The sequence below is a fragment of the Sphingopyxis sp. GC21 genome, from assembly GCF_025727575.1.
Taxonomy (GTDB): domain Bacteria; phylum Pseudomonadota; class Alphaproteobacteria; order Sphingomonadales; family Sphingomonadaceae; genus Sphingopyxis; species Sphingopyxis terrae_A.
The window spans coordinates 3,405,927-3,427,430 of sequence record NZ_CP095845.1 but is presented as its reverse complement, the minus strand read 5'-3'; the positions used below and the strand labels follow the sequence as shown (position 1 = coordinate 3,427,430).

Annotated in this window: 33 protein-coding genes; 4 read left to right on the top strand and 29 right to left on the bottom strand. The window is 63.4% G+C overall.

The genetic code is table 11. From position 1 onward, the window contains the following. From rpmD to rpsL, 24 genes are all read right to left on the bottom strand, one after another. Entirely contained in the window at window positions 1–186 is a 186-nt protein-coding gene (gene rpmD, locus MU856_RS16575) for a 50S ribosomal protein L30 (RefSeq protein ID WP_003042255.1), read from the bottom strand. 4 nt (window positions 187–190) lie between these two features. Next, window positions 191–904, bottom strand: a complete 714-nt coding sequence (rpsE, locus tag MU856_RS16570) for a 30S ribosomal protein S5 (protein ID WP_003042253.1) — start codon at window positions 902–904, stop codon at window positions 191–193. A 2-nt stretch (window positions 905–906) separates the two neighbouring features. Beyond that, the gene (gene rplR, locus MU856_RS16565; RefSeq protein ID WP_003042250.1) at window positions 907–1,260 is read right to left on the bottom strand and encodes a 50S ribosomal protein L18; all 354 of its coding nucleotides are present in this window, start codon (window positions 1,258–1,260) and stop codon (window positions 907–909) included. 3 nt (window positions 1,261–1,263) lie between these two features. Then, window positions 1,264–1,797, bottom strand: a complete 534-nt coding sequence (rplF, locus tag MU856_RS16560; RefSeq protein WP_062901385.1) for a 50S ribosomal protein L6 — start codon at window positions 1,795–1,797, stop codon at window positions 1,264–1,266. After that, window positions 1,797–2,201 (bottom strand): 30S ribosomal protein S8, encoded by a 405-nt coding sequence (gene rpsH, locus MU856_RS16555; protein ID WP_003042244.1) that lies wholly within the window; start codon window positions 2,199–2,201, stop codon window positions 1,797–1,799. Before rpsH ends, rplF begins: the two co-directional genes overlap by 1 nt. Window positions 2,202–2,213: 12 nt before the next feature. Next, window positions 2,214–2,519, bottom strand: coding sequence for a 30S ribosomal protein S14 (gene rpsN / locus MU856_RS16550; protein ID WP_062901386.1), 306 nt, complete (start codon window positions 2,517–2,519; stop codon window positions 2,214–2,216). Between the two features lie 54 nt (window positions 2,520–2,573). Further along, window positions 2,574–3,152 (bottom strand): 50S ribosomal protein L5, encoded by a 579-nt coding sequence (rplE, locus tag MU856_RS16545; protein WP_003042239.1) that lies wholly within the window; start codon window positions 3,150–3,152, stop codon window positions 2,574–2,576. Continuing rightward, window positions 3,145–3,465 (bottom strand): 50S ribosomal protein L24, encoded by a 321-nt coding sequence (gene rplX / locus MU856_RS16540; RefSeq protein WP_040589516.1) that lies wholly within the window; start codon window positions 3,463–3,465, stop codon window positions 3,145–3,147. Before rplX ends, rplE begins: the two co-directional genes overlap by 8 nt. A gap of 2 nt (window positions 3,466–3,467) precedes the next feature. Further along, window positions 3,468–3,836 carry a 50S ribosomal protein L14 gene (gene rplN / locus MU856_RS16535; protein ID WP_003042233.1) on the bottom strand — a complete coding sequence of 123 codons (369 nt, stop codon included), beginning with the start codon at window positions 3,834–3,836 and terminating at the stop codon, window positions 3,468–3,470. A 68-nt stretch (window positions 3,837–3,904) separates the two neighbouring features. Further along, window positions 3,905–4,171, bottom strand: coding sequence for a 30S ribosomal protein S17 (rpsQ, locus tag MU856_RS16530; RefSeq protein WP_003042229.1), 267 nt, complete (start codon window positions 4,169–4,171; stop codon window positions 3,905–3,907). A gap of 10 nt (window positions 4,172–4,181) precedes the next feature. Further along, window positions 4,182–4,385 (bottom strand): 50S ribosomal protein L29, encoded by a 204-nt coding sequence (gene rpmC, locus MU856_RS16525; RefSeq protein WP_003042226.1) that lies wholly within the window; start codon window positions 4,383–4,385, stop codon window positions 4,182–4,184. A gap of 5 nt (window positions 4,386–4,390) precedes the next feature. After that, window positions 4,391–4,822, bottom strand: a complete 432-nt coding sequence (gene rplP / locus MU856_RS16520; RefSeq protein ID WP_003042223.1) for a 50S ribosomal protein L16 — start codon at window positions 4,820–4,822, stop codon at window positions 4,391–4,393. Window positions 4,823–4,833: 11 nt separating this feature from the next. Further along, window positions 4,834–5,541, bottom strand: a complete 708-nt coding sequence (gene rpsC / locus MU856_RS16515; RefSeq protein WP_003042222.1) for a 30S ribosomal protein S3 — start codon at window positions 5,539–5,541, stop codon at window positions 4,834–4,836. 1 nt (window position 5,542) lies between these two features. After that, window positions 5,543–5,923 (bottom strand): 50S ribosomal protein L22, encoded by a 381-nt coding sequence (rplV, locus tag MU856_RS16510; protein ID WP_003042218.1) that lies wholly within the window; start codon window positions 5,921–5,923, stop codon window positions 5,543–5,545. Continuing rightward, window positions 5,923–6,198 carry a 30S ribosomal protein S19 gene (gene rpsS / locus MU856_RS16505; protein ID WP_003042215.1) on the bottom strand — a complete coding sequence of 92 codons (276 nt, stop codon included), beginning with the start codon at window positions 6,196–6,198 and terminating at the stop codon, window positions 5,923–5,925. The genes rplV and rpsS overlap by 1 nt, the downstream gene beginning before the upstream one ends. A 3-nt stretch (window positions 6,199–6,201) precedes the next feature. Continuing rightward, window positions 6,202–7,038 (bottom strand): 50S ribosomal protein L2, encoded by an 837-nt coding sequence (gene rplB, locus MU856_RS16500; protein ID WP_003042210.1) that lies wholly within the window; start codon window positions 7,036–7,038, stop codon window positions 6,202–6,204. 22 nt (window positions 7,039–7,060) lie between these two features. Beyond that, window positions 7,061–7,369 carry a 50S ribosomal protein L23 gene (locus MU856_RS16495; RefSeq protein WP_003042207.1) on the bottom strand — a complete coding sequence of 103 codons (309 nt, stop codon included), beginning with the start codon at window positions 7,367–7,369 and terminating at the stop codon, window positions 7,061–7,063. Then, complete coding sequence (gene rplD, locus MU856_RS16490; RefSeq protein ID WP_062901387.1) at window positions 7,362–7,988, bottom strand: 50S ribosomal protein L4; 627 nt, start codon at window positions 7,986–7,988, stop codon at window positions 7,362–7,364. Before rplD ends, MU856_RS16495 begins: the two co-directional genes overlap by 8 nt. A gap of 2 nt (window positions 7,989–7,990) precedes the next feature. Next, window positions 7,991–8,749, bottom strand: a complete 759-nt coding sequence (gene rplC / locus MU856_RS16485; protein WP_062903064.1) for a 50S ribosomal protein L3 — start codon at window positions 8,747–8,749, stop codon at window positions 7,991–7,993. Window positions 8,750–9,052: 303 nt separating this feature from the next. Then, window positions 9,053–9,364 (bottom strand): 30S ribosomal protein S10, encoded by a 312-nt coding sequence (gene rpsJ / locus MU856_RS16480; RefSeq protein ID WP_003042199.1) that lies wholly within the window; start codon window positions 9,362–9,364, stop codon window positions 9,053–9,055. A 147-nt stretch (window positions 9,365–9,511) separates the two neighbouring features. Continuing rightward, window positions 9,512–10,702, bottom strand: coding sequence for an elongation factor Tu (tuf, locus tag MU856_RS16475; protein ID WP_062901388.1), 1,191 nt, complete (start codon window positions 10,700–10,702; stop codon window positions 9,512–9,514). Between the two features lie 153 nt (window positions 10,703–10,855). Beyond that, a complete protein-coding gene (gene fusA / locus MU856_RS16470) occupies window positions 10,856–12,949 on the bottom strand; it encodes an elongation factor G (RefSeq protein ID WP_003042194.1) in 2,094 nt (697 codons plus the stop codon). A gap of 96 nt (window positions 12,950–13,045) precedes the next feature. Then, window positions 13,046–13,516: a 30S ribosomal protein S7 gene (gene rpsG / locus MU856_RS16465; RefSeq protein ID WP_003042192.1), complete on the bottom strand. Its 471-nt coding sequence runs from the start codon at window positions 13,514–13,516 to the stop codon at window positions 13,046–13,048. A gap of 73 nt (window positions 13,517–13,589) precedes the next feature. After that, window positions 13,590–13,961 (bottom strand): 30S ribosomal protein S12, encoded by a 372-nt coding sequence (rpsL, locus tag MU856_RS16460; RefSeq protein WP_003042180.1) that lies wholly within the window; start codon window positions 13,959–13,961, stop codon window positions 13,590–13,592. Between the two features lie 289 nt (window positions 13,962–14,250). Here rpsL and MU856_RS16455 point away from each other — a divergent pair, with 289 nt between their 5' ends. Further along, complete coding sequence (locus MU856_RS16455) at window positions 14,251–14,748, top strand: DNA-deoxyinosine glycosylase (RefSeq protein ID WP_263587964.1); 498 nt, start codon at window positions 14,251–14,253, stop codon at window positions 14,746–14,748. A 97-nt stretch (window positions 14,749–14,845) separates the two neighbouring features. Here MU856_RS16455 and MU856_RS16450 read toward each other — a convergent pair whose 3' ends face one another. Then, window positions 14,846–16,147 carry a metal-dependent hydrolase family protein gene (locus MU856_RS16450; RefSeq protein WP_263587963.1) on the bottom strand — a complete coding sequence of 434 codons (1,302 nt, stop codon included), beginning with the start codon at window positions 16,145–16,147 and terminating at the stop codon, window positions 14,846–14,848. A 115-nt stretch (window positions 16,148–16,262) separates the two neighbouring features. Here MU856_RS16450 and MU856_RS16445 point away from each other — a divergent pair, with 115 nt between their 5' ends. Both MU856_RS16445 and dapD read left to right on the top strand, forming a co-directional pair. Next, the gene (locus MU856_RS16445; RefSeq protein ID WP_263587962.1) at window positions 16,263–16,937 is read left to right on the top strand and encodes a pyrimidine 5'-nucleotidase; all 675 of its coding nucleotides are present in this window, start codon (window positions 16,263–16,265) and stop codon (window positions 16,935–16,937) included. Window positions 16,938–16,951: 14 nt separating this feature from the next. After that, window positions 16,952–17,794, top strand: a complete 843-nt coding sequence (dapD, locus tag MU856_RS16440) for a 2,3,4,5-tetrahydropyridine-2,6-dicarboxylate N-succinyltransferase (RefSeq protein WP_003042169.1) — start codon at window positions 16,952–16,954, stop codon at window positions 17,792–17,794. Window positions 17,795–17,847: 53 nt separating this feature from the next. Here the strand turns inward: dapD and gpmA are convergent, their stop codons facing one another. Continuing rightward, the gene (gpmA, locus tag MU856_RS16435) at window positions 17,848–18,534 is read right to left on the bottom strand and encodes a 2,3-diphosphoglycerate-dependent phosphoglycerate mutase (protein WP_263587961.1); all 687 of its coding nucleotides are present in this window, start codon (window positions 18,532–18,534) and stop codon (window positions 17,848–17,850) included. 207 nt (window positions 18,535–18,741) lie between these two features. On the opposite strand from gpmA, the gene MU856_RS16430 reads away from it, so the two are divergent. After that, entirely contained in the window at window positions 18,742–19,197 is a 456-nt protein-coding gene (locus MU856_RS16430) for an Hsp20 family protein (protein WP_062901391.1), read from the top strand. A gap of 82 nt (window positions 19,198–19,279) precedes the next feature. On the opposite strand, the gene MU856_RS16425 is transcribed toward MU856_RS16430, so the two are convergent. From MU856_RS16425 to MU856_RS16415, 3 genes are read right to left on the bottom strand one after another with little or no spacing between them, the layout of a single operon-like run. Beyond that, a complete protein-coding gene (locus MU856_RS16425; protein ID WP_263587960.1) occupies window positions 19,280–19,762 on the bottom strand; it encodes a GNAT family N-acetyltransferase in 483 nt (160 codons plus the stop codon). Next, window positions 19,759–20,868 carry a M14-type cytosolic carboxypeptidase gene (locus MU856_RS16420; RefSeq protein ID WP_062901393.1) on the bottom strand — a complete coding sequence of 370 codons (1,110 nt, stop codon included), beginning with the start codon at window positions 20,866–20,868 and terminating at the stop codon, window positions 19,759–19,761. The genes MU856_RS16425 and MU856_RS16420 overlap by 4 nt, the downstream gene beginning before the upstream one ends. Beyond that, a complete protein-coding gene (locus MU856_RS16415) occupies window positions 20,865–21,491 on the bottom strand; it encodes a DUF4136 domain-containing protein (protein WP_263587959.1) in 627 nt (208 codons plus the stop codon). The genes MU856_RS16420 and MU856_RS16415 overlap by 4 nt, the downstream gene beginning before the upstream one ends. Window positions 21,492–21,504 lie beyond the last annotated feature (13 nt).

Here is a 21,504-nt window from a genome sequence, read left to right as displayed (position 1 = left end):
TTAGCCCTCGATTACTTCCACCATGTGCGGAAGCTTGCGGATCATGCCGCGCACTTCCGGGGTGTCGACCAGTTCGACTTCGCGGTTCATCTTGCCCAGGCCGAGGCCGGTCAGGATCTTGCGCTGGTCCTTGGGACGACGGATCGGCGAACCGATCTGGCGGATCTTGATCTTCTTGTCGGCCATTGTCTTACTCCGTCACCGCCGCGGCTTCAGCCTCGGCTGCACGATCGGACACGCCGCCGCGCTTGATCAGGTCCGAAACCTTCTTGCCGCGACGCTGCGCAACCGACTTCGGGCTGGTCTGTTCGCCGAGCGCCTGGAAGGTCGCGCGGATCATGTTGTAGGGGTTCGACGTGCCGACCGACTTGGTCACCACATCGGCAACACCGAGCGATTCGAACACGGCACGCATCGGGCCACCGGCGATGATGCCGGTACCGGCAGGCGCCGAACGCACGGTGACGTTGCCGGCGCCGAAATGGCCGCGACCGTCATGGTGCAGCGTGCGGCCGTCGCGCAGCGGAACGCGAATCATCGCCTTCTTCGCAGCGGCGGTCGCCTTCGAAATGGCTTCGGGCACTTCGCGCGCCTTGCCATGACCGAAACCGGCGCGGCCCTTGCCATCACCGACGACGACGAGCGCGGCGAAACCGAAGCGCTTGCCGCCCTTCACGGTCTTCGAGACGCGGTTGATGTGAACGAGCTTTTCAATCAGCTCTTCGCCACCGTCCTCGTCGCGCGGACGCCGATCGTCGCGGCGACCACGGCCACCGTCGCGACCGCCACGTCCGCCATCACGACCGCCGCGACCACGGCGACCCGTGACTTCGGCGTTGGTGGTTTCAGGCGCCAGGATCGCCTCGGGCTGGTTGCCCTGACCCGTGGTGTTTTCGTCAGCCATAATCAGAACTCCAATCCGCCTTCGCGCGCCGCGTCGGCCAGCGCCTTGATGCGCCCGTGGAACAGGAAGCCGCCGCGGTCGAACACGACCTGCGTCACGCCCGCCTTCTTGGCGGCGTCGGCAAGGCGCTTGCCGACTTCGGCAGCAGCCGAAGCCGTCGCGCCGGTCTTGCCGCGCAGATCCTTGTCGAGCGTCGAAGCCGCAGCCAGCGTCTTGCCGGCGGCGTCATCGATGAGCTGCGCATAGATGTGGCGGCCCGAGCGGTGCACCGAAAGGCGCGGACGCCCGGCAGCACGCAGACGGAGTGCGGTACGAACGCGCTGGCGGCGTTTTTCGAAAGGGGTAAGATGTGCCATGGCTTACTTCTTCTTGCCTTCTTTGCGGAAGATGTACTCGCCGCGATACTTGATACCCTTGCCCTTATAGGGTTCGGGCTTGCGCCAGCGACGAATTTCCGCCGCGACCTGGCCGACCTGCTGCTTGTCGATGCCGCTGATCTCGATCGTCGTGTTATCCGGCGTCTTGATCTCGATGCCTTCCGGCACCGCGAAATCGACATCGTGGCTGTAGCCGAGCTGCAGCTTCAGATTCTTGCCCTGCGCGTTGGCGCGGTAGCCGACACCCGTGATTTCGAGCACCTTGGTGAAACCTTCGGTCACGCCCGTGATCAGGTTCTGCACCAGCGTGCGCTGCATGCCCCAGAAAGCGCGCGCTTCGCGGCTTTCGTTCGCGGGCTGCACCGAGATGGCGCCCTCGCCGACTTCATATTTGATGTTGTCGGACAGCGGCATCGCCAGCGTGCCCTTGGGGCCCTTGACCGACAGCTGGCCGCCGTCGATCGCAGCGGTAACACCGCTGGGGATCTCCACTGCCTTTTTACCGATGCGCGACATTAGAACACCTCCGCCAGCACTTCGCCGCCGACATTATGCTCGCGTGCTTCGGCGTCCGAAAGGACACCGCGCGGGGTCGACACGATGGTGATGCCCAGGCCGTTGCGAACCACCGGCAGTTCTTTCGAACCCGAATAGACGCGGCGGCCCGGCTTCGAGACGCGCGCCACGTGGCGGATCGCCGGCTGGCCTTCGAAATATTTGAGCTCGATGCGGATGCCCTTGTGCTGGCCCTTGGTGCCGAGCACTTCTTCGCTGTAGCCACGGATGTAGCCTTCGCGCTTGAGCACGTCGAGAACGCGGACACGCAGCGTCGAAGCCGGCGTCAGGACGCTGTCCTTCTTCGCCTGCTGGCCGTTGCGGATGCGGGTGAGCATATCACCCAAAGGATCGGTCATTGCCATGTTGCGTGTTCCTTACCAGCTCGACTTCACAACGCCGGGGATCAGGCCCTTGTTGGCCAGATCGCGGAGCTGAATACGGCACAGCCGGAATTTGCGATAATAAGCGCGCGGACGGCCCGTCAGTTCGCACCGGTTACGGATACGGGTCGGGTTACCGTTGCGCGGAATTTCCGCCATCTTGAGGCGCGCGATCAGACGCTCGCCGTCGTCGAGCGTGGTGTCGGCCGCAATAGCCTTCAGTTTCGCATAGCGGCCGGCATATTTCTTCACCAGCTTCTTGCGACGCTCATTCTTGTTCACCGAACTCAGTTTCGCCATGACTTAAGTTCTCTTTCCTTGTTCCTGTCCGGCCCGAGGATCCCCAGCGGGGACTCAGGCGGCTTCCTTGGCCTGGGCTTCGATCGGGAAGGGGAAGCCGAACAGCTTGAGCAGTTCGCGGGCTTCCTCGTCCGTACGTGCCGACGTGGTCACGATCACATCCATGCCGCGCACTTGATCGATGCGGTCATAGTTGATCTCGGGGAAGATGATCTGTTCCTTCAGGCCGAGGGCATAGTTGCCCCGACCGTCGAAGCTCTTCGGCGACACGCCGCGGAAGTCGCGGATGCGCGGCATCGCGATGGTGATGAGGCGGTCGAGGAATTCATACATCCGCTCGCGACGCAGCGTCACCTTGCAGCCGATCGGCATGCCTTCACGCAGCTTGAAGCCGGCAATCGACTTCTTCGCCTTGGTGATAACGGGCTTCTGGCCCGCGATCAGTTCCATTTCCGAAGCGGCCGTTTCGACCTTCTTCTTGTCCTGGACCGCATCGCCCACACCCATGTTGAGCGTGATCTTCTCGATCTTCGGAACTTCCATCGCATTCTTGTAACCGAACTTTTCGGTCATCGCCTTGACGATCTGGTCGTCATAGAGCTTGCGCATGCGCGGGGTGTAGTTGTCAGCCATTGATCGTCTCCCCGGACTTCACGGCCACGCGGACCTTCTTGCCGTCCTTGGTTTCAAAGCGGACGCGCGTCGGCTTGCCAGTCTTGGGATCGGCAACCGCGACCTTGCTGACGTGCAGCGGCGCTTCCTTGCGCTCGAGGCCGCCCTGCGGATCCTGCTGGTTCGGCTTCTTGTGGCGGGTGATGATGTTGACGCCCGCGACGACGACCTTGCCGTCCTTCGGCAGGCTCTGCGTCACTTCGCCGGTCTTGCCCTTGTCCTTGCCGGACAGGACGACGACGGTGTCACCCTTCTTGATCTTGGCCATACCCATGGTCAAAGCACCTCCGGCGCCAGGCTGATGATCTTCATATAGCCCTTACCGCGCAGTTCGCGGACGACGGGGCCGAAGATACGGGTGCCGATCGGCTCTTCATTCTTGTTGACGAGCACGGCGGCGTTGCTGTCGAAACGGATCACCGAACCGTCGGCACGACGAACGTCCTTCGCGGTGCGAACGATGACGGCACGATGCACGTCGCCCTTCTTCACCTTGCCGCGCGGCTGGGCTTCCTTGATCGAGACGACGATAAGGTCGCCCACGCCGGCCGTGCGACGCTTCGAGCCGCCCAGCACCTTGATGCACTGGACGCGCTTCGCGCCGCTGTTGTCGGCGACTTCCAGTTGTGACTGCATCTGGATCATCGATGCATTTCCTTCTTCCTTGGCCTACCGGGCCATCCCGGCGGTTCCGTGAAACTTGCGTGAAGCCCTCAGGCTTCGGCCGCTTTCGGCTTGGTGGAGGTTTCGACCTTTTCGAGAACCTTCCACGTCTTCAGCTTCGAAATCGGCTTCGTTTCCTCGATGCGGACGGTTTCGCCAGCCTTGATGGCGTTGTCCTCATCATGGGCGTGATACTTCTTCGAACGCCGGATGATCTTGCCGTAGAGCGGGTGCTTCACCTTACGCTCCACCTTCACCACGACGGTCTTGTCGCCCTTGTCGGACACTACCGTGCCGGTCAGAATGCGCTTCGGCATGACAGTCTCCTTACTTCGCCGCCGCGCGAACGCGCGCGGTTTGTTCGGTCTTGATACGGGCGATCGTGCGCCGCACTTCCTTGACCCGCGAAGCCTTTTCGAGCTGGCCCGTGGCGGCCTGGAAACGGAGGTTGAATGCCTCGCGCTTCAGTTCGCCAAGCTGTTCGGCGAGCTGGTCGTCGGTCTTCTTGGTCACATCTTCGGTCTTGGCCATGGCCCTCAACCCTCCAGGTGCGAGGTGTCGCCGAGGCGGGCGACGACCTTCGTCTTGATCGGCAGCTTCATCGCCGCACGCTCGAACGCCAGCGCGGCCACGGGGCCAGGAACGCCGTCGAGTTCGAACAGGATGCGGCCGGGCTTGACGCGGGCGGCCCAATATTCGGGCGCGCCCTTGCCCTTACCCATACGGACTTCGGCGGGCTTCGACGACACGGGAAGGTCGGGAAACACGCGGATCCAGAGGCGGCCCTGACGCTTGATCGCACGGCTGATCGCACGGCGGGCCGCTTCGATCTGGCGCGCGGTGATGCGCTCGGGTTCCATCGCCTTCAGGCCGTAGGAGCCGAAGTTCAGGCTGGTGCCACCCTTGGCATTGCCATGGATGCGGCCCTTGAAGGCCTTGCGGAACTTGGTTTTCTTCGGTTGCAACATGTCAGCGTTCCTTAACGGCGTTCATCGCGCGCCGGGCGAACGCCCGACGTCTGCGCGTCGAGCATCAGCCGGTCGGTCGCCATCGGGTCGTGGCCCAGGATCTCGCCCTTGAAGATCCAGACCTTCATGCCGCACACGCCATAGGCGGTGTGGGCTTCGGCCTCGGCATAATCGACGTTCGCACGCAGCGTGTGCAGCGGAACGCGGCCTTCGCGATACCATTCGGTGCGGGCGATTTCCGCGCCGCCGAGACGACCCGCACAGTTGATGCGGATGCCTTCGGCGCCCAGACGCATCGCCGACTGAACCGCGCGCTTCATCGCACGGCGGAAGGCAACGCGGCGTTCGAGCTGGTCGGCAATGCCCTGCGCGACGAGCTTGGCATCGACTTCCGGCTTGCGGATTTCGACGATGTTCAGGCTCACGTCGCTGCCGGTCATTTCACCGAGCGCCTTGCGCAGCTTTTCGATGTCCGCGCCCTTCTTGCCGATGATGACACCCGGACGGGCGGCATAGATCGACACGCGGCACAGCTTCGCCGGACGTTCGATGACGACCTTCGAAATCGCGGCCTGCGGCAGGGTCTTGAACACATATTTGCGGATCTTCAGATCCTCGATAAGCATGCGTCCATAATCCTGGCCTTCCGCGAACCAGCGGCTGTCCCAGGTGCGGTTGACCTGCAGGCGCAGGCCGATCGGATTGCTCTTCTGGCCCATCTTACGCCTCTTCTTCCTGTTCGCGCACGACGATGCGGATGCGGCTGAACGGCTTTTCGATCCGGGTCGATTTGCCGCGGCCGCGCGCATGCCAGCGCTTCATCGTGAACGACTTGCCGACGCTCGCTTCCTTGACGACGAGTGCATCGACATCGAGGTTGTGATTGTTTTCCGCGTTGGCGACGGCGCTGGCGAGAACCTTGCGCACGTCGACAGCCATCGCCTTCTTCGAGAAAGCGAGGACGTTCATCGCGTCTTCGACCTTGCGGCCGCGGATCAGAGCGGCAACGAGGTTCAGCTTCTGCGCCGAACCGCGAATCTGCGTGCCGACCGACAGCGCCTCATTGTCCGCAACGCGGCGAGGGGATTTTTCCTTGCCCATTAGCGTTTGCCCTTCTTGTCGGCCGCGTGACCGGGGAAGAAGCGCGTCGGCGCAAATTCACCCAGCTTCATGCCGACCATGTCTTCATTGACCGACACCGGCACGAACTTGCGGCCGTTGTAGACGTTGAAGGTCAGCCCGACGAACTGCGGCAGGATGGTGGAGCGACGCGACCAGGTCTTGATCGGGGCAGAGCTGCCGCCGTCCTGAGCCGCTTCGGCTTTCTTGAGGAGATGAAGGTCGACGAACGGACCCTTCCAGACCGAGCGTGCCATGGCTTACCTCTTCTTCTTCGCGTGACGCGACCGGATGATCATCTTGTCGGTCGACTTGTTGTGGCGGGTACGGGCGCCCTTGGTCGGCTTGCCCCACGGGGTGACCGGGTGACGGCCGCCCGAGGTCCGGCCTTCACCACCGCCGTGCGGGTGGTCGACCGGGTTCTTGGCGACGCCGCGGGTCAGCGGACGCTTGCCGAGCCAGCGGCTGCGGCCGGCCTTGCCCAGGTTGGTGTTCTGGTTGTCGGGGTTCGACACCGCACCGACCGTGCCCATGCACTCGCCGCGAATGTAGCGCTGTTCGCCCGAACCGAGACGCACGATGACAAGACCGCGGTCACGACCGACGACCTGCGCATAAGTGCCGGCCGAACGGGCGATCTGGCCGCCCTTGCCCGGCTTCATCTCGATATTGTGGACGATCGTGCCGACCGGCATCTGCGACAATTCCATCGCATTGCCGGGCTTCACGTCGGTCTTCTTGTCCGCGACGACCGTATCGCCGACCGCCAGGCGCTGCGGCGCCAGGATATAGGCGAGATCACCGTCCTCATATTTGATGAGCGCGATGAACGCCGTACGGTTCGGGTCATATTCGAGCCGTTCGACGGTCGCCGGAACGCCCCACTTGCGACGCTTGAAGTCGATGAAGCGATATTTTTGCTTGTGACCGCCGGCGATGCCGCGCGAGGTCACGTGGCCCTTGTTGTTGCGGCCGCCGGTCTTGCGCTTGCCTTCGGTCAGCGCCTTGACGGGCTTGCCCTTCCACAGCGACGATTTGTCGACGAGGATCAGGCCACGCTGTCCAGGGCTGGTCGGATTATAGGATTTGAGTGCCATTTTCTCTGCCTTCCCCTATCCGTCAGACGCCGGTGGTGACGTCGATCGACTGGCCTTCGGCCAGGCGAACGATCGCCTTCTTCACGTCGCTGCGGGTGTAGGGCTTGCCCTTCCAGCGCTTGGTCTTGCCCTTGGTGACCAGCGTGTTCACGCTGAGCACCTTGACATCGAACAGCGCCTCGACGGCGGCCTTGATCGCCGGCTTCGTTGCGTCGTTGGCGACGCGGAAGACGACGGCGTCGTTTTCGCTGAGCAGCGTCGACTTTTCGGTGATCACTGGCGACAGGATCACGTCATAGTGACGCGCATCGATGGTCTTTGCCTTAGCCATTGCAGCGGGCCTCCAGCTTTTCGACCGCCGCGCGGGTCAGGACCAGCGTGTCGGCGCGAAGGATGTCATAGACGTTGGCACCGATCGCCGGCAGCGAATCGACGCCGACGATGTTGGCCGAAGCCTGGGCGAAGCTGTCATGGACCGCATCGCCGTCGATGAAGAGCGCACGGCGACCGAGGTCGAGCTTGCCGAGCTTGCCGGCCAGCGCCTTGGTCTTGGCTTCCTTGAGCTCGAGCGTGTCGATGACAACGAGCTTGCCGCCCTTTGCCTTGTCGCTCAGCGCCATCTTGAGACCAAGGGTGCGGATCTTCTTGTTCAGCGAGTGGCCGAAAGTGCGGGCCCGGGGACCGTGCGCCTTACCACCGCCGATGAAGATCGGCGCCTTGCGATCGCCGTGACGGGCGGTACCGCCGCCCTTCTGGCGACCGAACTTCTTGCCGGTGCGGGCAACGTCGCTGCGCTCACGGGCAGCGCGGGCGGGGCCGCGACGCTTTTCGAGCTGCCAGGCGACGACGCGGTGGAGGATGTCCGCCCGCGCGTCGACGCCGAAGACGTCGTCGTTAAGATCGATGTCGGCGCCAGCCTTGCCATCGAGGGTCTGTACCTTGACCTTCATGATCAGGACTCCTGTGCGCCGTCGGCCGCGGTCGTTTCGACCTCTGCTTCCGCAGGGGCTTCAGCCGGGGCATTGTTGCTGTTCGCCGCGCTCTTGACCGCCGCCGGATAGGGGGCTTCGGGGTGGCGCGGCAGTTTCATCGCATCGCGAACCAGCAGCCAGCCGCCCTTCGAGCCAGGGACCGAACCCTTGACGAAGAGAAGACCGCGCTCGGCGTCGGTGCGGACGATTTCGAGATTCTGCTGGGTGCGATTGCGCGCGCCCATGTGGCCAGCCATCTTCTTGTTCTTGAAGACGCGGCCCGGATCCTGACGGTTACCGGTCGAACCATGAGCACGGTGGCTGATGGAAACACCGTGGGTGGCGCGCATACCGCCGAAACCCCAGCGCTTCATCGCACCGGCAAAGCCCTTACCCTGGGTGACACCCTGGATATCGACCATCTGGCCGGCGACGAAATGGTCGGCCGACAGTTCGGCGCCGACGTCAAGCGTCGCGTCGTCAGCGACGCGGAATTCGACGAGCTTCGCCTTGGGCTCAACCTCGGCCTTGCCATAGGCCCCGCGCTGCGGCTTGGCGACATTCTTCGCCTTTGCCGAGCCGGCACCGAGCTGGACGGCCACATAGCCGTCGCGTTCCTTTTCGCGAACCGAGACGACCTGGCAGCCTTCGAGGCTCAGAACGGTGACGGGCACATGGCGGCCATCGTCCTGAAACAGGCGGGTCATCCCCATTTTTTTCGCGATCACGCCAGTGCGCATGATCATTCACTCCTAACAGAGGCCGGGCAGAACCATTTCCGCACGGCATGTGGACCCCACCGAACCTGCGCTCGATGACGGCCCTCCCAGCCCGAAATTTCGATGCATCGCCCCGTCCGGGCTGAGGTGCCGCTTTCCCGTGGGATCAGCGGCAAGACGGGGGACGCAGCCCGGATAAATCCGGCGGTATCCTCCGAAACCTGAATGTGTTCCTGCGAAAGCAGGAACCCAGGGCGGTTTCAGTGCGGCCTATCGGCCGCTTCTACCCTGGCCTCCGGATCAAGTCCGGAGCACGCTGGCTAGTTAGGCCAACTTGATTTCGACGTTCACGCCCGCGGCGAGGTCGAGCTTCATCAGCGCATCGACCGTCTGCGGGGTGGGCTGCACGATGTCGAGCAGCCGCTTGTGGGTACGCACCTCGAACTGCTCGCGCGACTTCTTGTCGACATGCGGACCGCGGTTCACGGTGAATTTTTCAATGCGCGTCGGCAGCGGGATGGGACCGCGAATGAGGGCGCCCGTACGACGTGCCGTATCGGCGATGTCGGTGGTGGCCTGATCGAGCACGCGGTGATCAAAGGCCTTCAGGCGAATGCGAATATTCTGCGTTTCCATGACTATTCCAGTCGAATCCCGTCTGACGATGCGAAAGAGCCGAAATGGCCCGTCTCGACCCCCGCATGGAGGCCGGAAAGGCCATCAAAAATCTCAAAAGCTACGAGCCGCCCGAATCACCCGATTCGAGCGGCTCGAGGCCCTATATTACTTAATGATCGAGGCCACAACCCCTGCGCCGACCGTGCGGCCACCTTCGCGGATCGCGAAGCGCAGGCCCTGGTCCATGGCGATCGGAGCGATGAGCTTGACCGTCAGCTGGACGTTGTCGCCCGGCATGACCATTTCCGTGCCTTCCGGCAGGATAACTTCGCCGGTGACGTCGGTGGTGCGGAAGTAGAACTGCGGACGATAGTTCGCGAAGAACGGCGTGTGACGGCCGCCTTCGTCCTTCGACAGGACGTACACTTCCGAGCTGAACTCGGTGTGCGGCGTGATCGAGCCGGGCTTCGCCAGAACCTGGCCACGCTCGACTTCTTCACGGCCGACGCCGCGGATCAGCGCACCGATGTTGTCGCCAGCCTGTCCCTGATCGAGCAGCTTGCGGAACATTTCGACGCCGGTGACGGTCGTCTTCTTGGTGTCCTTGATGCCGACGATTTCGACTTCTTCACCAACCTTGACGATACCGGTTTCGACGCGGCCGGTGACGACCGTACCACGACCCGAAATCGAGAACACGTCTTCGATCGGCATCAGGAAGGGCTTGTCGAGCGGGCGTTCCGGCTGCGGGATCCAGCTGTCGACGGCTTCCATCAGCTTCAGGATAGCTTCCTTGCCGATGTTGTCGTCGCGGCTTTCGAGGGCGGCCAGAGCCGAACCCGCGATGATCGGAATATTGTCGCCGTCGAAATCGCGCTTCGAAAGTTCTTCGCGGATTTCGAGCTCGACGAGTTCGAGCAGTTCGGGATCGTCGAGCTGGTCAACCTTGTTCAGGAAGACGACCATGGTCGGAACGCCGACCTGCTTCGCGAGCAGGATGTGCTCCTTGGTCTGCGGCATCGGGCCGTCAGCAGCCGAAACCACCAGGATCGCGCCGTCCATCTGCGCCGCGCCGGTGATCATGTTCTTCACATAATCGGCGTGACCCGGGCAGTCGACGTGCGCATAGTGGCGTTCCTTGGTTTCATATTCGACGTGCGCGGTCGAAATGGTGATACCGCGTTCGCGCTCTTCGGGCGCCTTGTCGATGTTTTCGAAGTCGACCTTCTGCGACAGACCTTCTTCGGCGAGCACCTTGGTGATCGCGGCGGTCAGCGAGGTCTTGCCATGGTCGACGTGACCGATGGTGCCGATGTTGCAATGCGGCTTCGTCCGCTCAAATTTAGCCTTAGCCATGTTTCTTGAACCTTCTTGTTCGCGTGTTGAGTTGATCAGTCCTGGACGAGCCTGCTGAATCAGGCGCCGCCCTTAGTAGGTCTTGCCGCGCGGTGCAAGCCCGCGCTTGTCCGGGCCCGCCGTGCGAGGCAAGCCCCGCACGGCCAAACCGGATCAGGCCATCTTCGCCTTCACCTCGTCCGCGACGTTGTTCGGCACTTCTTCATAGTGCGAGAACTGCATCGTGTACTGGGCCCGGCCCTGGGTGAAAGAACGCAGCTGGTTGACGTAGCCGAACATATTGGCGAGCGGCACGATGGCTTCAACCACCTGGGCGTTGCCGCGGCTGTCCGTACCCTGGATCTGGCCACGACGGCTGTTGAGGTCGCCGATCACGTCGCCCATGAATTCTTCAGGGGTAACAACTTCGACCTTCATCACCGGTTCGAGCAGCTTGATGCCGGCCTTTGCCGCCACTTCGCGCATCGCCGCACGGCCCGCGATTTCGAACGCCAGCGCCGACGAGTCGACATCGTGGTACGCACCGTCGATCAGCTTGATGTCGAAGTCGATGATCGGGAAGCCGATCATATGACCGTTTTCAGCCGATTCGCGGAAACCCTTTTCGACCGCCGGGATATATTCGCGCGGAATGTTGCCGCCCTTGATCTCGTCGGTGAAGGTGACGCCGCTGCCGCGCTCGCCCGGGGTGACCTGGACCTTGACGCGACCGAACTGACCCGAACCACCCGACTGCTTCTTGTGGGTGTAGTCAACTTCGACCGGCTTCGCGAGGCTTTCGCGATACGCCACCTGCGGCGCACCGACATTTGCTTCGACCTTGAATTCGCGCTTCATGCGATCGACGAGAATGTCGAGGTGAAGCTCGCCCATGCCCTTGATGATCGTCTGGCCCGATTCATGGTCGGTCGAGACGCGGAACGAGGGATCCTCGGCTGCCAGGCGGTTGAGGGCAACGCCCATCTTTTCCTGGTCGGCCTTGGTCTTGGGTTCGACCGACAGCTCGATGACCGGCTCGGGGAATTCCATCCGTTCGAGGATGATCGGCGCATTGCTCGCGCAGATCGTGTCGCCCGTCGTGGTTTCCTTGAGGCCGGCGAGCGCGACGATGTCGCCCGCATAGGCTTCTTCGATGTCCTCACGCGAGTTGGCGTGCATGAGGAGCATACGGCCGATCTTTTCCTTCTTGTCCTTCACCGAGTTCAGATAGGTGCCCTTCGAGAGCGTACCCGAATAGATGCGCGCGAAGGTGAGCGAGCCGACGAACGGGTCGTTCATGATCTTGAACGCGAGCATCGACAGCGGTGCGCTGTCCGACGTCGGACGCGAATCGGCTTCCTCGGTGTCGGGGTTGATGCCCTGGACGTCGGGGATGTCGAGCGGCGAAGGCAGATAATCGACAACCGCGTCGAGCAGCGTCTGGACGCCCTTGTTCTTGAACGCCGAGCCGCACAGGACCGGAACGAACGCCTGACCGAGCGTGCCCTTGCGGATCAGCGCTTTCAGCGTCGCCACGTCGGGCAGCGTGCCTTCGAGATAGGCTTCCATCGCATCGTCGTCCTGTTCGACGGCGAGTTCGACGAGCTTTTCGCGATATTCGGCAGCCTTGTCGGCGAGGTCGGCCGGGATGTCTTCGTAGAAGAATTCGGCGCCCAGGCTTTCATCCTTCCAGATGATCGCGCGTTCGTTGACGAGGTCGACGAGGCCCTTGAAGTCCGATTCCGCCCCGATGGGGAGGTACAGGACGGCCGGCACCGCACCCAGACGATCGATGATCGTCTGAACGCAGTAATAGAAATTGGCGCCGGTGCGGTCGAGCTTGTTGATGAAGCACATCCGCGGAACCTTGTACTTGTCCGCCTGGCGCCACACGGTTTCCGACTGCGGTTCGACACCCGCAACGCCGTCGAACGCGGCGACGGCGCCGTCGAGGACGCGCAAGCTACGTTCGACTTCGATGGTGAAGTCAACGTGGCCGGGGGTGTCGATGATGTTCAGGCGGTGTTCCGGACCCTGACCTTCATCGGCCTTCCACAGGCAGGTGGTGGCAGCCGACGTGATCGTGATGCCGCGTTCCTGTTCCTGTTCCATCCAGTCCATCGTGGCAGCGCCGTCGTGGACTTCGCCGATCTTGTAGGACTTGCCGGTGTAATAGAGAATGCGCTCGGTCGTCGTGGTCTTGCCGGCGTCGATGTGCGCCATGATACCGAAATTGCGATAGCGTTCGAGCGGATGGCTGCGTGCCATGATCTTTTCCTCGGTTTTTGGGGGAAGCCTTTGGAGCCGCCCCCGATATAGGAAGTTTTGTTGCGATTGCGAGACGCCGGGGGGCGCCCTCGCAAATTACCAGCGGTAGTGGCTGAAAGCGCGGTTCGCTTCGGCCATGCGGTGCGTGTCTTCGCGCTTCTTGACCGCGTTGCCGCGATTGTTCGACGCATCGAGCAGTTCGCCCGACAGGCGCGCGGCCATCGTGGTTTCGCTGCGGTTGCGCGCCGCGGTGATCAGCCAGCGGATCGCGAGCGCCTGCGCGCGGTCCGGACGGACTTCGACCGGAACCTGATAGGTCGCACCGCCGACGCGACGGCTGCGGACTTCGATATTCGGACGGATGTTGGCGAGCGCCTCATGGAACACGCCGAGCGGCTCCTTCTTGGCGCGGGCTTCGACCGCTTCGAGTGCACCATAGACGATGCTTTCGGCGACCGACTTCTTACCGTCGAGCATGACACTGTTCATGAACTTCGACAGCACGACATCCCCGAAACGGGGATCGGGCAGGATTTCGCGGCGTTCAGGACGACGACGACGAGCCATAGGTAATTCCTTTTACAACAGCATCCCGGCGCAACGCGCCCGCGGGATGATCAAATAGCCGAAAAAGCCGTCCTTACTTCGGACGCTTCGCACCGTATTTCGAACGGCTCTGCTTGCGGTCTTTCACACCCTGGGTGTCCAGAACGCCGCGCAGGACGTGGTAACGGACACCGGGAAGGTCGCGCACACGGCCGCCGCGGATCAGCACGACGCTGTGTTCCTGGAGGTTGTGGCCTTCGCCGGGGATGTAGGAAATGACTTCGCGCTGGTTGGTCAGGCGGACCTTCGCAACCTTGCGGAGCGCCGAGTTCGGCTTTTTCGGGGTCGTCGTATAGACACGGGTGCAAACGCCGCGCTTCTGCGGGTTTGCTTCCATCGCCGGGACCTTGGACTTCACTTTCTGCGGAGTCCGGCCCTTGCGGACCAGCTGGTTGATCGTGGGCATGAATGCTTCACCTTCAAGTGTCCGCCCATCGGAGCGAACGGTTACTCTACCGCGGTGGATGAAGCTCCGGGGCATCGAAATGCCCCGACCTTATAACAGCAAAAGACCCCGGCGGACACATTCGTCCTCCGGAGGCTCCATCCGCGCCAGCAATGTTCAAGCGCTGTTGTGAACGAGTTTGGCGAAAAGTCCGCCGCTTTCGATCGGGGGCGCCCCTAGCGGTGATTCCCTTTGTGGTCAAGCGTCAAGCGGCTTGCGCCGCGGATTTCCGGCCGGTAGCGCCCCGTAAATGCCTCCGGTCCGCCACGCCAGCTTCGCACCGCACGTCGCGCCCGACACGCGCCTGCTGATTCTCGGCAGCCTGCCCGGCGCGCGCTCCCTCGCCGAACGGCGCTATTATGCGCATCCAACGAACCAGTTCTGGCGGCTGGTAGGCGCCGCGATCGACCGGCCGCTAGCCGTCCTGACCTATGACGAGCGGCTGGGCGCGCTCGCGGATGCGAAGATCGGGCTAGGGGACGTGATCCGTTCGGCCGAGCGGCTTACGAGCAGCGATTCGCTGATCCGCGAGGCCGAGGCGCACGATCTTGGCGCCCTGATCGCGGCACTGCCCGATCTGCGCATGATCGCCTTCAACGGCAACAAGGCCGCAGCGATCGGGCGAAGGCAAGTGCCCGGGCTTGAGGGCGTCGCGCTCGTCGATCTGCCATCAAGCAGCGCGGCGAATACGGTGGGCTATGCGGCGAAGCTGGAGCGGTGGCTGCGGTTGCGCGCGGCGTTGGCATAATAGAGCGCGTCATTGCGGGCGAAGCGGCCCAATCCGGAGCTGGTCGATGCAACACTGGATTGTCGCGTCGCTTCGCTCCTCGCGATGACGCTGCGGGTCAATCAACCACTGCCCCCCGCGCCATCACGAAGTCGACCTTTTTCAGCACCGTCACATCGGCAACCGGGTCACTCGCCACCGCGATGATGTCGGCGCTCTTGCCCGGCGCGATCGTGCCGATTTCGTCTGACAGGCCCAGCAGATCCGCGGCGTTGACCGTCGCAGCCTTCAGCGCCTCAACGGGCGTCATGCCGTGCTGGACCATCAGTTCGAATTCGTCGGCGTTGCGGCCATGCTTGGACACGCCGGCGTCGGTGCCGAAGGCGACACGCACGCCGCGCGGGACGAGTTGCTCGAGGCTTTTGCCGGTGATCGAGATGCGCCAGCGAATCTTGGCGAGCACATCGGGTTCATAGGCATTGGCGTTCGCCGCCAGCCGCTCCTTGTAGCCGTTCACGGTCGACAGGGTCGGAACATAATAAGCCTTCGACTTCGTCCAGGCGGCGATCGTCGCTTCGTCGAGGATCGTGCCGTGCTCGATCGAATCGGCGCCGGCGTCGAGCGCCAGGCGGATGCCGTCGGCACCGTGCGCATGGACCGCGACCTTTTTGCCGAACATATGCGCGGTATCGACGATCGCCTTGGCTTCGTCGTCGAACATCTGCTTGCCCAGCCCGGCGCCGATGCGGCTGTTGACGCCGCCCGTCGAGGCGAATTTGATCACGTCGGCGCCGCGCCCGACCTGAAGCCGGACGGCACGGCGGCAATCGTCGGCACCGTTGCAGGTGTTCCCCGCTCCCTGGAAATAGGGGCGCAGTTCGTCCCGATAGCCGAGCGATCCGTCCATATGCCCCGCGCTACCCGAAATCGCGTTGCCCGCATCGACGATGCGCGGCCCCTGCACCTTCCCCGCCAGGATCGCGTCGCGCAGCGCCAGCGTGGCCCCGTCGCCATCGCCCAGATTGCGCACCGTGGTGAAGCCCGCACGCAGGGTCTTCAGGCCGTTCACCTCGGCATTGAAGGCCTGGGCCGCAGGGCTGAGCGTCACTTCCTCGAGCTGGCCCGCCAGACCGCCAGCATCGCTGGTCAGGTGGACGTGGCTGTCGATCAGGCCGGGCAGGACATATTTGTCCTTGAGATCGATCAGCACCGCGCCGGCATCGGCCGGCTGGTAGCCGTCGAGAATCGCAACGACCTTGCCATTTTCGACGATGATCGTCGTCGCGCCGCGCACCGGCTTGCCGGGCTCCGCCATCAATTTGCCGGCGTGGATCACCGTGCGCGTCGGCGCCTGCGCCGCAACCGGCGCCGAAAGCAGCGCGCCTGCCAGCGCGAGCGGAAGAAGCATCGTCGATTTCATAAGTCTGTCCCCTGCTGCCGAGTAGCAGCCTGCTTAGCGGGGTAACATGGGAACCGCAAAGTGTGCCACGGCTACCTTGCCGTCGCGGGCGGCGCGTCCTATGGCGCGCGGCGTCATGACGGTACCGATCGATCATATCGACTGCTGGATCTTCGATCTCGACAACACACTCTACCATCCGTCGGCGCGGCTGTTCGACCTGATCGACGCGCGCATGGGCGCTTTCATCATGCGTCTGATGGACGTCGATGCCGTCGAAGCGCGGCGTGTACAAAAGCAGTATTTCCACGATCACGGCACGACGATGGCGGGGCTGATGCGCCACCACGGCGTCGATCCCGAAGATTTCCTAGTCGACGTCCACGATATTCCGCTCGACCGGTTGGCGCCCGATGCGCGGCTGCGCGCCGGACTCGAGCGCCTGCCCGGCCGCCGTCTGATCTTCACCAACGCCGATGCCGATTATGCGGCGCGCGTGCTCGGCGCGCGGGGCATCGCCGATCTGTTCGACGGCATCTGCGATATTCGCTCGACGCGCTATACGCCGAAGCCCGAGGCCGAAGCTTATCGCATGATGATCGGCCATCTCGGAATCGATCCGGCGAAGAGCCTGTTCGTCGAGGATATGGCGCGCAATCTGACCCCCGCCAAGGCGCTGGGAATGACGACCGTATGGCTGGACAATGGCAGCGAAAGCGGCCATCGCGACCACCTGCCGGACCATGTCGATTTTCATGTGAACGACATCGCCGACTGGCTTGATGCGCTTCCGGAACATTTTGGGCCGTAACCTTGGGGAATTTCATGAGCACCGACCTGCAATCGACGATCGAAGCCGCCTGGGATGCACGCGAGACGCTCGGTCTGACGACGACCGGCGCGGTGCGCGACGCGGTCGAGGCGGCACTCGCGGGCCTCGATGACGGCAGCTTCCGCGTTGCCGAGCGCGATGCCGGCGGAACGTGGCAGGTCAATCAGTGGCTCAAGAAGGCGGTGCTGCTCTCCTTCCGCCTCAACGACATGGAGATTATCGAGGGCGGCGCCGGCGGCGCGACCTGGTGGGACAAGGTTCCGTCGAAATTCGCCGGCTGGGGCGAGAACCGCTTCCGCGATGCGGGCTTCCGCGCCGTTCCCGGATCGATCGTCCGCCGCGGCGCCTTCATCAGCAAGGGCGCCGTGCTGATGCCGAGCTTCGTCAACATCGGCGCCTATGTCGGCGAGGGATCGATGGTCGATGCCTGGGCCACCGTCGGCAGCTGCGCGCAGATCGGCGCGAACGTCCACCTGTCGGGCGGCGCGGGGATCGGCGGCGTGCTCGAACCGCTGCAGGCCGGACCCGTGGTGATCGAGGACGGCGCCTTCATCGGCGCGCGCGCCGAAGTGGCCGAGGGCGTGATCGTGCGCGAGGGCGCGGTCCTGTCGATGGGCGTCTATCTCGGCGCATCGACCAAGATTATCGACCGCGCGACCGGTGAGGTCTTCATCGGCGAGGTTCCGGCTTATTCGGTCGTTGTCCCGGGTTCGCTTCCGGGCAAGCCGCTTCCCGACGGAACGCCGGGCCCGTCGCTCTATTGCGCCGTCATCGTCAAGCGCGTCGATGCGCAGACGCGCGCGAAGACGGGCATCAACGAACTGCTGCGCGACTGATCGCCTCCCGGATAATTGTCATTGCGAGCAAAGCGAACCAATGACGGGGTGGCTCACCGCTCGTTGAGATAATAGCGCTCGCGCGCCGTCAGATCGTCGTCCAGATCATAGACGATCGGCTGGCCAGTGGGGATTTCGAGGCCGGTGATGTCAGCGTCGGAAATGCCCGACAAATGCTTCACCAGCGCACGTAGGCTGTTGCCGTGCGCCGAGATCAGCACCGTCTTGCCGTCCCGCAGCTGCGGCGCAATCGCGCTGTCATAATAGGGAAGAACGCGCGCGATGGTGTCTTTCAGGCTTTCGGTCGCCGGGATCGCGATGCCCGCATAGCGCGGATCGCCCGACAGATCGTATGGCGAGCCGGCCTCAAGCGGCGGCGGCGGGGTGTCGAAGCTGCGGCGCCAGATCTTCACCTGATCCTCGCCATGCCTGGCCGCGGTCTCCGCCTTGTCGAGGCCGGTGAGCCCGCCATAATGGCGTTCGTTGAGGTGCCAATCCTTCGTCACCGGCAGCCAGAGCCGCCCCATCGCCTCGAGCGCGAGGTTGAGCGTCTTGATCGCGCGCGTCTGGACCGAGGTGAAGCAGGTGTCGGGTGCGATGCCCTTTTCCTTCATCAGTTCGCCCGCCGCCCACGCCTCTGCCGCGCCTTTTTCGGTGACATCGACGTCCCACCAGCCGGTGAAGCGGTTTTCCAGATTCCACTGCGACTGGCCGTGACGGATGAGGATGAGCTGCGGCATGATCTGTCCTTTCGACAAAGGGCGCGCCCGCGCGGGCGATTCGGGGGCGCCATAGCGCGGCTTTCGGGCAAGGGCCACCGCCCCTCTTGAAAAGGGTCGGCGCCATCCCAGATTCGGAACATCCGGTCGCCAAAACGGGGCCGGATGGAAGCCGCGGCAGGCCATGCCGCGGCCCGATGACTTCGCTTTGCAAGGAAGGAATGACCCATGCGTAACAGCTTTGATTGGACCCCCTATCGCCGCTCGACCGTCGGTTTCGATCGTCTGTTCGACTTTCTGGAAAACAGCGGTTCGGCCGAAAATTATCCGCCCTTCGATATCGAGAAGGTCGCCGACGACCATTTCCGCATCACTGTCGCGGTGGCGGGTTTCAAGAGCGACGAGATCGACATCACCGCGCAGCAGAATATGCTGACCGTCAGCGGCCGCAAGGCGCCCGCGAAGGAAGGCGAAACGCGCCAGCTTCTGTATAGCGGTATTGCGACGCGCGCCTTCGAGCGCCGCTTCCAGCTTGCCGATTTCGTGCGCGTCGATCGCGCTGACCTCGCCGACGGGCTGCTGATCATCGACCTGGTCCGCGAAGTGCCCGAAGCGATGAAGCCGCACAAGATTGCCATCGGCGGCACGCAGCCCACGGCGATCGAAGCCAAGAAAGCCGCGTAAGCCAGTGGCTAACGCCGGTCCGAATGGGCCGTACGAACGGGGTCCGGCTGTCCCTTCCGGGCCCCGTTTCTGCTCGGCGTTGCTAGATTGCGCGCGTCATGAAGCGACTGAATGGATCGGGCCTGTAATCCGCGAATGGCCCACAATCCGTGAAGCCATGTCGCCGGTAGAGCGCGAGCGCCGGTTCGAAGGCAGCGCCTGACCCGGTTTCGAGGCTGAGCCGCTCAAGCCCGGCCGCGCGGGCCTCTTCGATAATGTGGCTCAGCATCCGGGCGGCGACACCGCGGCGCAGAAAGGCGTCGGCGGTGCGCATCGACTTGATCTCGCCGTGCCGGCCATCGAGCCGCTTCAGCGCGCCGCAACCCGCCAGATCGGGGCCGCAATGAATCGACCAGAAGGTAACACCGGGAGCCTTCAGTCCCTCGAAATCGAGAAAATGGCAGCTTTCCTCGGGCGAGTTTGCGAGCATGCCGGCAAAATGCCGTTCGAGCAGCGCGCGGATCGGGGCGCCTGACAGATCGCCCTCGACGATATGCCAGCCGTCCCGACCTGCAGCATCGGTCAAAGCATCTGGTCCAGCGTCGCGAGGCACGCGTGCGCGAGCAGCTTCGAGCGTTCGGGCGACCAGCCGGCGACGGGATCGGGCAGATCGCGATTGTCCTTGAACGGCATTTCGATCGTCATCGACACCGCACCAAAGCGTTCGGCGAGCTGCGTCGTCGACATCGACAGATTGGCCTTGCCCGGCGCTGAGCTTTCATAGCCGAGCGCGGTCTGGAAATCGGGCGTGTTGGCGGCAAGGGCGGACTGGAAGGCCAGATAGCGCGCCTGTTGCTCGTCCTTCAACGACGGGATGCCCTCGAAACCCGCGAGGAACACCGCCGGAATCGCCTCGTCGCCATGAACGTCCATCGCCCAATCGACGCCGCTTTCGTCCATCGCATTGCGCACCGCGAGCACTTCGGGGCTGCGATCGGCAGTCGGATTGTCCCATTCGCGGTTGAGATTCACCCCGGCATAGTTGGTGCGCAGATGACCGCGGCGCGACCCATCGGGGTTCATGTTCGGGACGAGGTGGAAACGGCATTTCTGCCGTAGCGACCGGGCATGGGGATCGGCCGGATCGGTGAGCTTCTCAAGCGCGCCTTCCATCCACCATTCGGCCATGCTCTCGCCCGGATGCTGGCGCGCATACAGCCACACCTGGACCGGCCCGGTGCCCATTTCGAGGCAGTCGATCGGCTGCCCCTCAAGACTTGTGCCGAGACAGCGATAGGAAACGCCGTCGCATTCAGCGACAGAGGCGACCAGGTCGTGATGCCGTTCCATCGAATAGGGCGCGAAATAGGCGATCCACAGAAGCTGCCCTTCGGCGCTGTGGTTGATGGTGAGCGTCCCGGCTTCGTAGCCGGTGTCGAGCCGGAACCAGTTTTCGCGGTCATAGCTGGCGCAGGCGGCATAGCCGGGCCAGCCATCGGGATAGGCCGAATCGCCGAGCCCGGCGATCGCCAGTTCAAGTTCATCGCCCACCGCGCAGCCCACGCGGAAATGAAACCACTGGAAGAAATCGGATTCGCGATCCTTGCGGATCGAAAGGCGGGCACGCGTGCCATCGATCGAATCCACGACGATATTGCCGCTGTCGAAAGCGGCGTTGATGCTGATTGTCATGGAACGCTGATAGTGCGTCCCGATTCGCCGGGGAAGTCCTTGAATAGGGCTTCGGCCAATTTCGCCGCAGCAATCGATGGTTGTGCCGCAGGCGCCTTCACCGGCACCGCGCTGAGCGCCCGGCCTTCCCACACGGCCTGGCCCGTGGCCGCGTCATCGATACGCACCGACAGCTGCAGATCCTGCATCTGTTTCGGCCCGCCACCAAGATTGATGCCGATACCGAGGCCCACCCCCGAGCCATAGCTGCCGGTCGATCCGCCAACGCCGACCGAAACCGGCGAACGCTTCGCAAGCGGCATGCGATCGCTGCGGTCGAAGGCTATGCGAACCTTGAGCGGCGCGGCCGTTCCTTCGGGCGCAGCGACGAAGCCCAGCAACTGCAGCTGACGCTCCACCGCGATGCGATAACTGTTCCATTCGAGTGACGGCTGCGCCGCGCCGCCCGTCGCCGAGGCATCGCCGTGCGGCAGCACTTCGACGGCATAGCGCGTGCCTGGGGCCAGGCCGGCGGTTGCATTGTTATGGAAGCGGGTAACCTCGACAGGGGGAACCGCCGTGGCACAGCCGCCGAGCGCAAGCGCCACTGCCGCGAGCAGGGCGACGGAAAATTGACGCGTCATGCCCGCATCATGC

Excerpts from the sequence above, each read along its gene's own strand:
- rpmD (WP_003042255.1), bottom strand. The coding sequence starts at position 186 with ATGGCCGACAAGAAGATCAAGATCCGCCAGATCGGTTCGCCGATCCGT.
- rpsE (WP_003042253.1), bottom strand. The coding sequence starts at position 904 with ATGGCTGACGAAAACACCACGGGTCAGGGCAACCAGCCCGAGGCGATC.
- rplR (WP_003042250.1), bottom strand. The coding sequence starts at position 1,260 with ATGGCACATCTTACCCCTTTCGAAAAACGCCGCCAGCGCGTTCGTACC.
- rplF (WP_062901385.1), bottom strand. The coding sequence starts at position 1,797 with ATGTCGCGCATCGGTAAAAAGGCAGTGGAGATCCCCAGCGGTGTTACC.
- rpsH (WP_003042244.1), bottom strand. The coding sequence starts at position 2,201 with ATGGCAATGACCGATCCTTTGGGTGATATGCTCACCCGCATCCGCAAC.
- rpsN (WP_062901386.1), bottom strand. The coding sequence starts at position 2,519 with ATGGCGAAACTGAGTTCGGTGAACAAGAATGAGCGTCGCAAGAAGCTG.
- rplE (WP_003042239.1), bottom strand. The coding sequence starts at position 3,152 with ATGGCTGACAACTACACCCCGCGCATGCGCAAGCTCTATGACGACCAG.
- rplX (WP_040589516.1), bottom strand. The coding sequence starts at position 3,465 with ATGGGTATGGCCAAGATCAAGAAGGGTGACACCGTCGTCGTCCTGTCC.
- rplN (WP_003042233.1), bottom strand. The coding sequence starts at position 3,836 with ATGATCCAGATGCAGTCACAACTGGAAGTCGCCGACAACAGCGGCGCG.
- rpsQ (WP_003042229.1), bottom strand. The coding sequence starts at position 4,171 with ATGCCGAAGCGCATTCTGACCGGCACGGTAGTGTCCGACAAGGGCGAC.
- rpmC (WP_003042226.1), bottom strand. The coding sequence starts at position 4,385 with ATGGCCAAGACCGAAGATGTGACCAAGAAGACCGACGACCAGCTCGCC.
- rplP (WP_003042223.1), bottom strand. The coding sequence starts at position 4,822 with ATGTTGCAACCGAAGAAAACCAAGTTCCGCAAGGCCTTCAAGGGCCGC.
- rpsC (WP_003042222.1), bottom strand. The coding sequence starts at position 5,541 with ATGGGCCAGAAGAGCAATCCGATCGGCCTGCGCCTGCAGGTCAACCGC.
- rplV (WP_003042218.1), bottom strand. The coding sequence starts at position 5,923 with ATGGGCAAGGAAAAATCCCCTCGCCGCGTTGCGGACAATGAGGCGCTG.
- rpsS (WP_003042215.1), bottom strand. The coding sequence starts at position 6,198 with ATGGCACGCTCGGTCTGGAAGGGTCCGTTCGTCGACCTTCATCTCCTC.
- rplB (WP_003042210.1), bottom strand. The coding sequence starts at position 7,038 with ATGGCACTCAAATCCTATAATCCGACCAGCCCTGGACAGCGTGGCCTG.
- MU856_RS16495 (WP_003042207.1), bottom strand. The coding sequence starts at position 7,369 with ATGGCTAAGGCAAAGACCATCGATGCGCGTCACTATGACGTGATCCTG.
- rplD (WP_062901387.1), bottom strand. The coding sequence starts at position 7,988 with ATGAAGGTCAAGGTACAGACCCTCGATGGCAAGGCTGGCGCCGACATC.
- rplC (WP_062903064.1), bottom strand. The coding sequence starts at position 8,749 with ATGCGCACTGGCGTGATCGCGAAAAAAATGGGGATGACCCGCCTGTTT.
- rpsJ (WP_003042199.1), bottom strand. The coding sequence starts at position 9,364 with ATGGAAACGCAGAATATTCGCATTCGCCTGAAGGCCTTTGATCACCGC.
- tuf (WP_062901388.1), bottom strand. The coding sequence starts at position 10,702 with ATGGCTAAGGCTAAATTTGAGCGGACGAAGCCGCATTGCAACATCGGC.
- fusA (WP_003042194.1), bottom strand. The coding sequence starts at position 12,949 with ATGGCACGCAGCCATCCGCTCGAACGCTATCGCAATTTCGGTATCATG.
- rpsG (WP_003042192.1), bottom strand. The coding sequence starts at position 13,516 with ATGGCTCGTCGTCGTCGTCCTGAACGCCGCGAAATCCTGCCCGATCCC.
- rpsL (WP_003042180.1), bottom strand. The coding sequence starts at position 13,961 with ATGCCCACGATCAACCAGCTGGTCCGCAAGGGCCGGACTCCGCAGAAA.
- MU856_RS16455 (WP_263587964.1), top strand. The coding sequence starts at position 14,251 with ATGCCTCCGGTCCGCCACGCCAGCTTCGCACCGCACGTCGCGCCCGAC.
- MU856_RS16450 (WP_263587963.1), bottom strand. The coding sequence starts at position 16,147 with ATGAAATCGACGATGCTTCTTCCGCTCGCGCTGGCAGGCGCGCTGCTT.
- MU856_RS16445 (WP_263587962.1), top strand. The coding sequence starts at position 16,263 with ATGACGGTACCGATCGATCATATCGACTGCTGGATCTTCGATCTCGAC.
- dapD (WP_003042169.1), top strand. The coding sequence starts at position 16,952 with ATGAGCACCGACCTGCAATCGACGATCGAAGCCGCCTGGGATGCACGC.
- gpmA (WP_263587961.1), bottom strand. The coding sequence starts at position 18,534 with ATGCCGCAGCTCATCCTCATCCGTCACGGCCAGTCGCAGTGGAATCTG.
- MU856_RS16430 (WP_062901391.1), top strand. The coding sequence starts at position 18,742 with ATGCGTAACAGCTTTGATTGGACCCCCTATCGCCGCTCGACCGTCGGT.
- MU856_RS16420 (WP_062901393.1), bottom strand. The coding sequence starts at position 20,868 with ATGACAATCAGCATCAACGCCGCTTTCGACAGCGGCAATATCGTCGTG.
- MU856_RS16415 (WP_263587959.1), bottom strand. The coding sequence starts at position 21,491 with ATGACGCGTCAATTTTCCGTCGCCCTGCTCGCGGCAGTGGCGCTTGCG.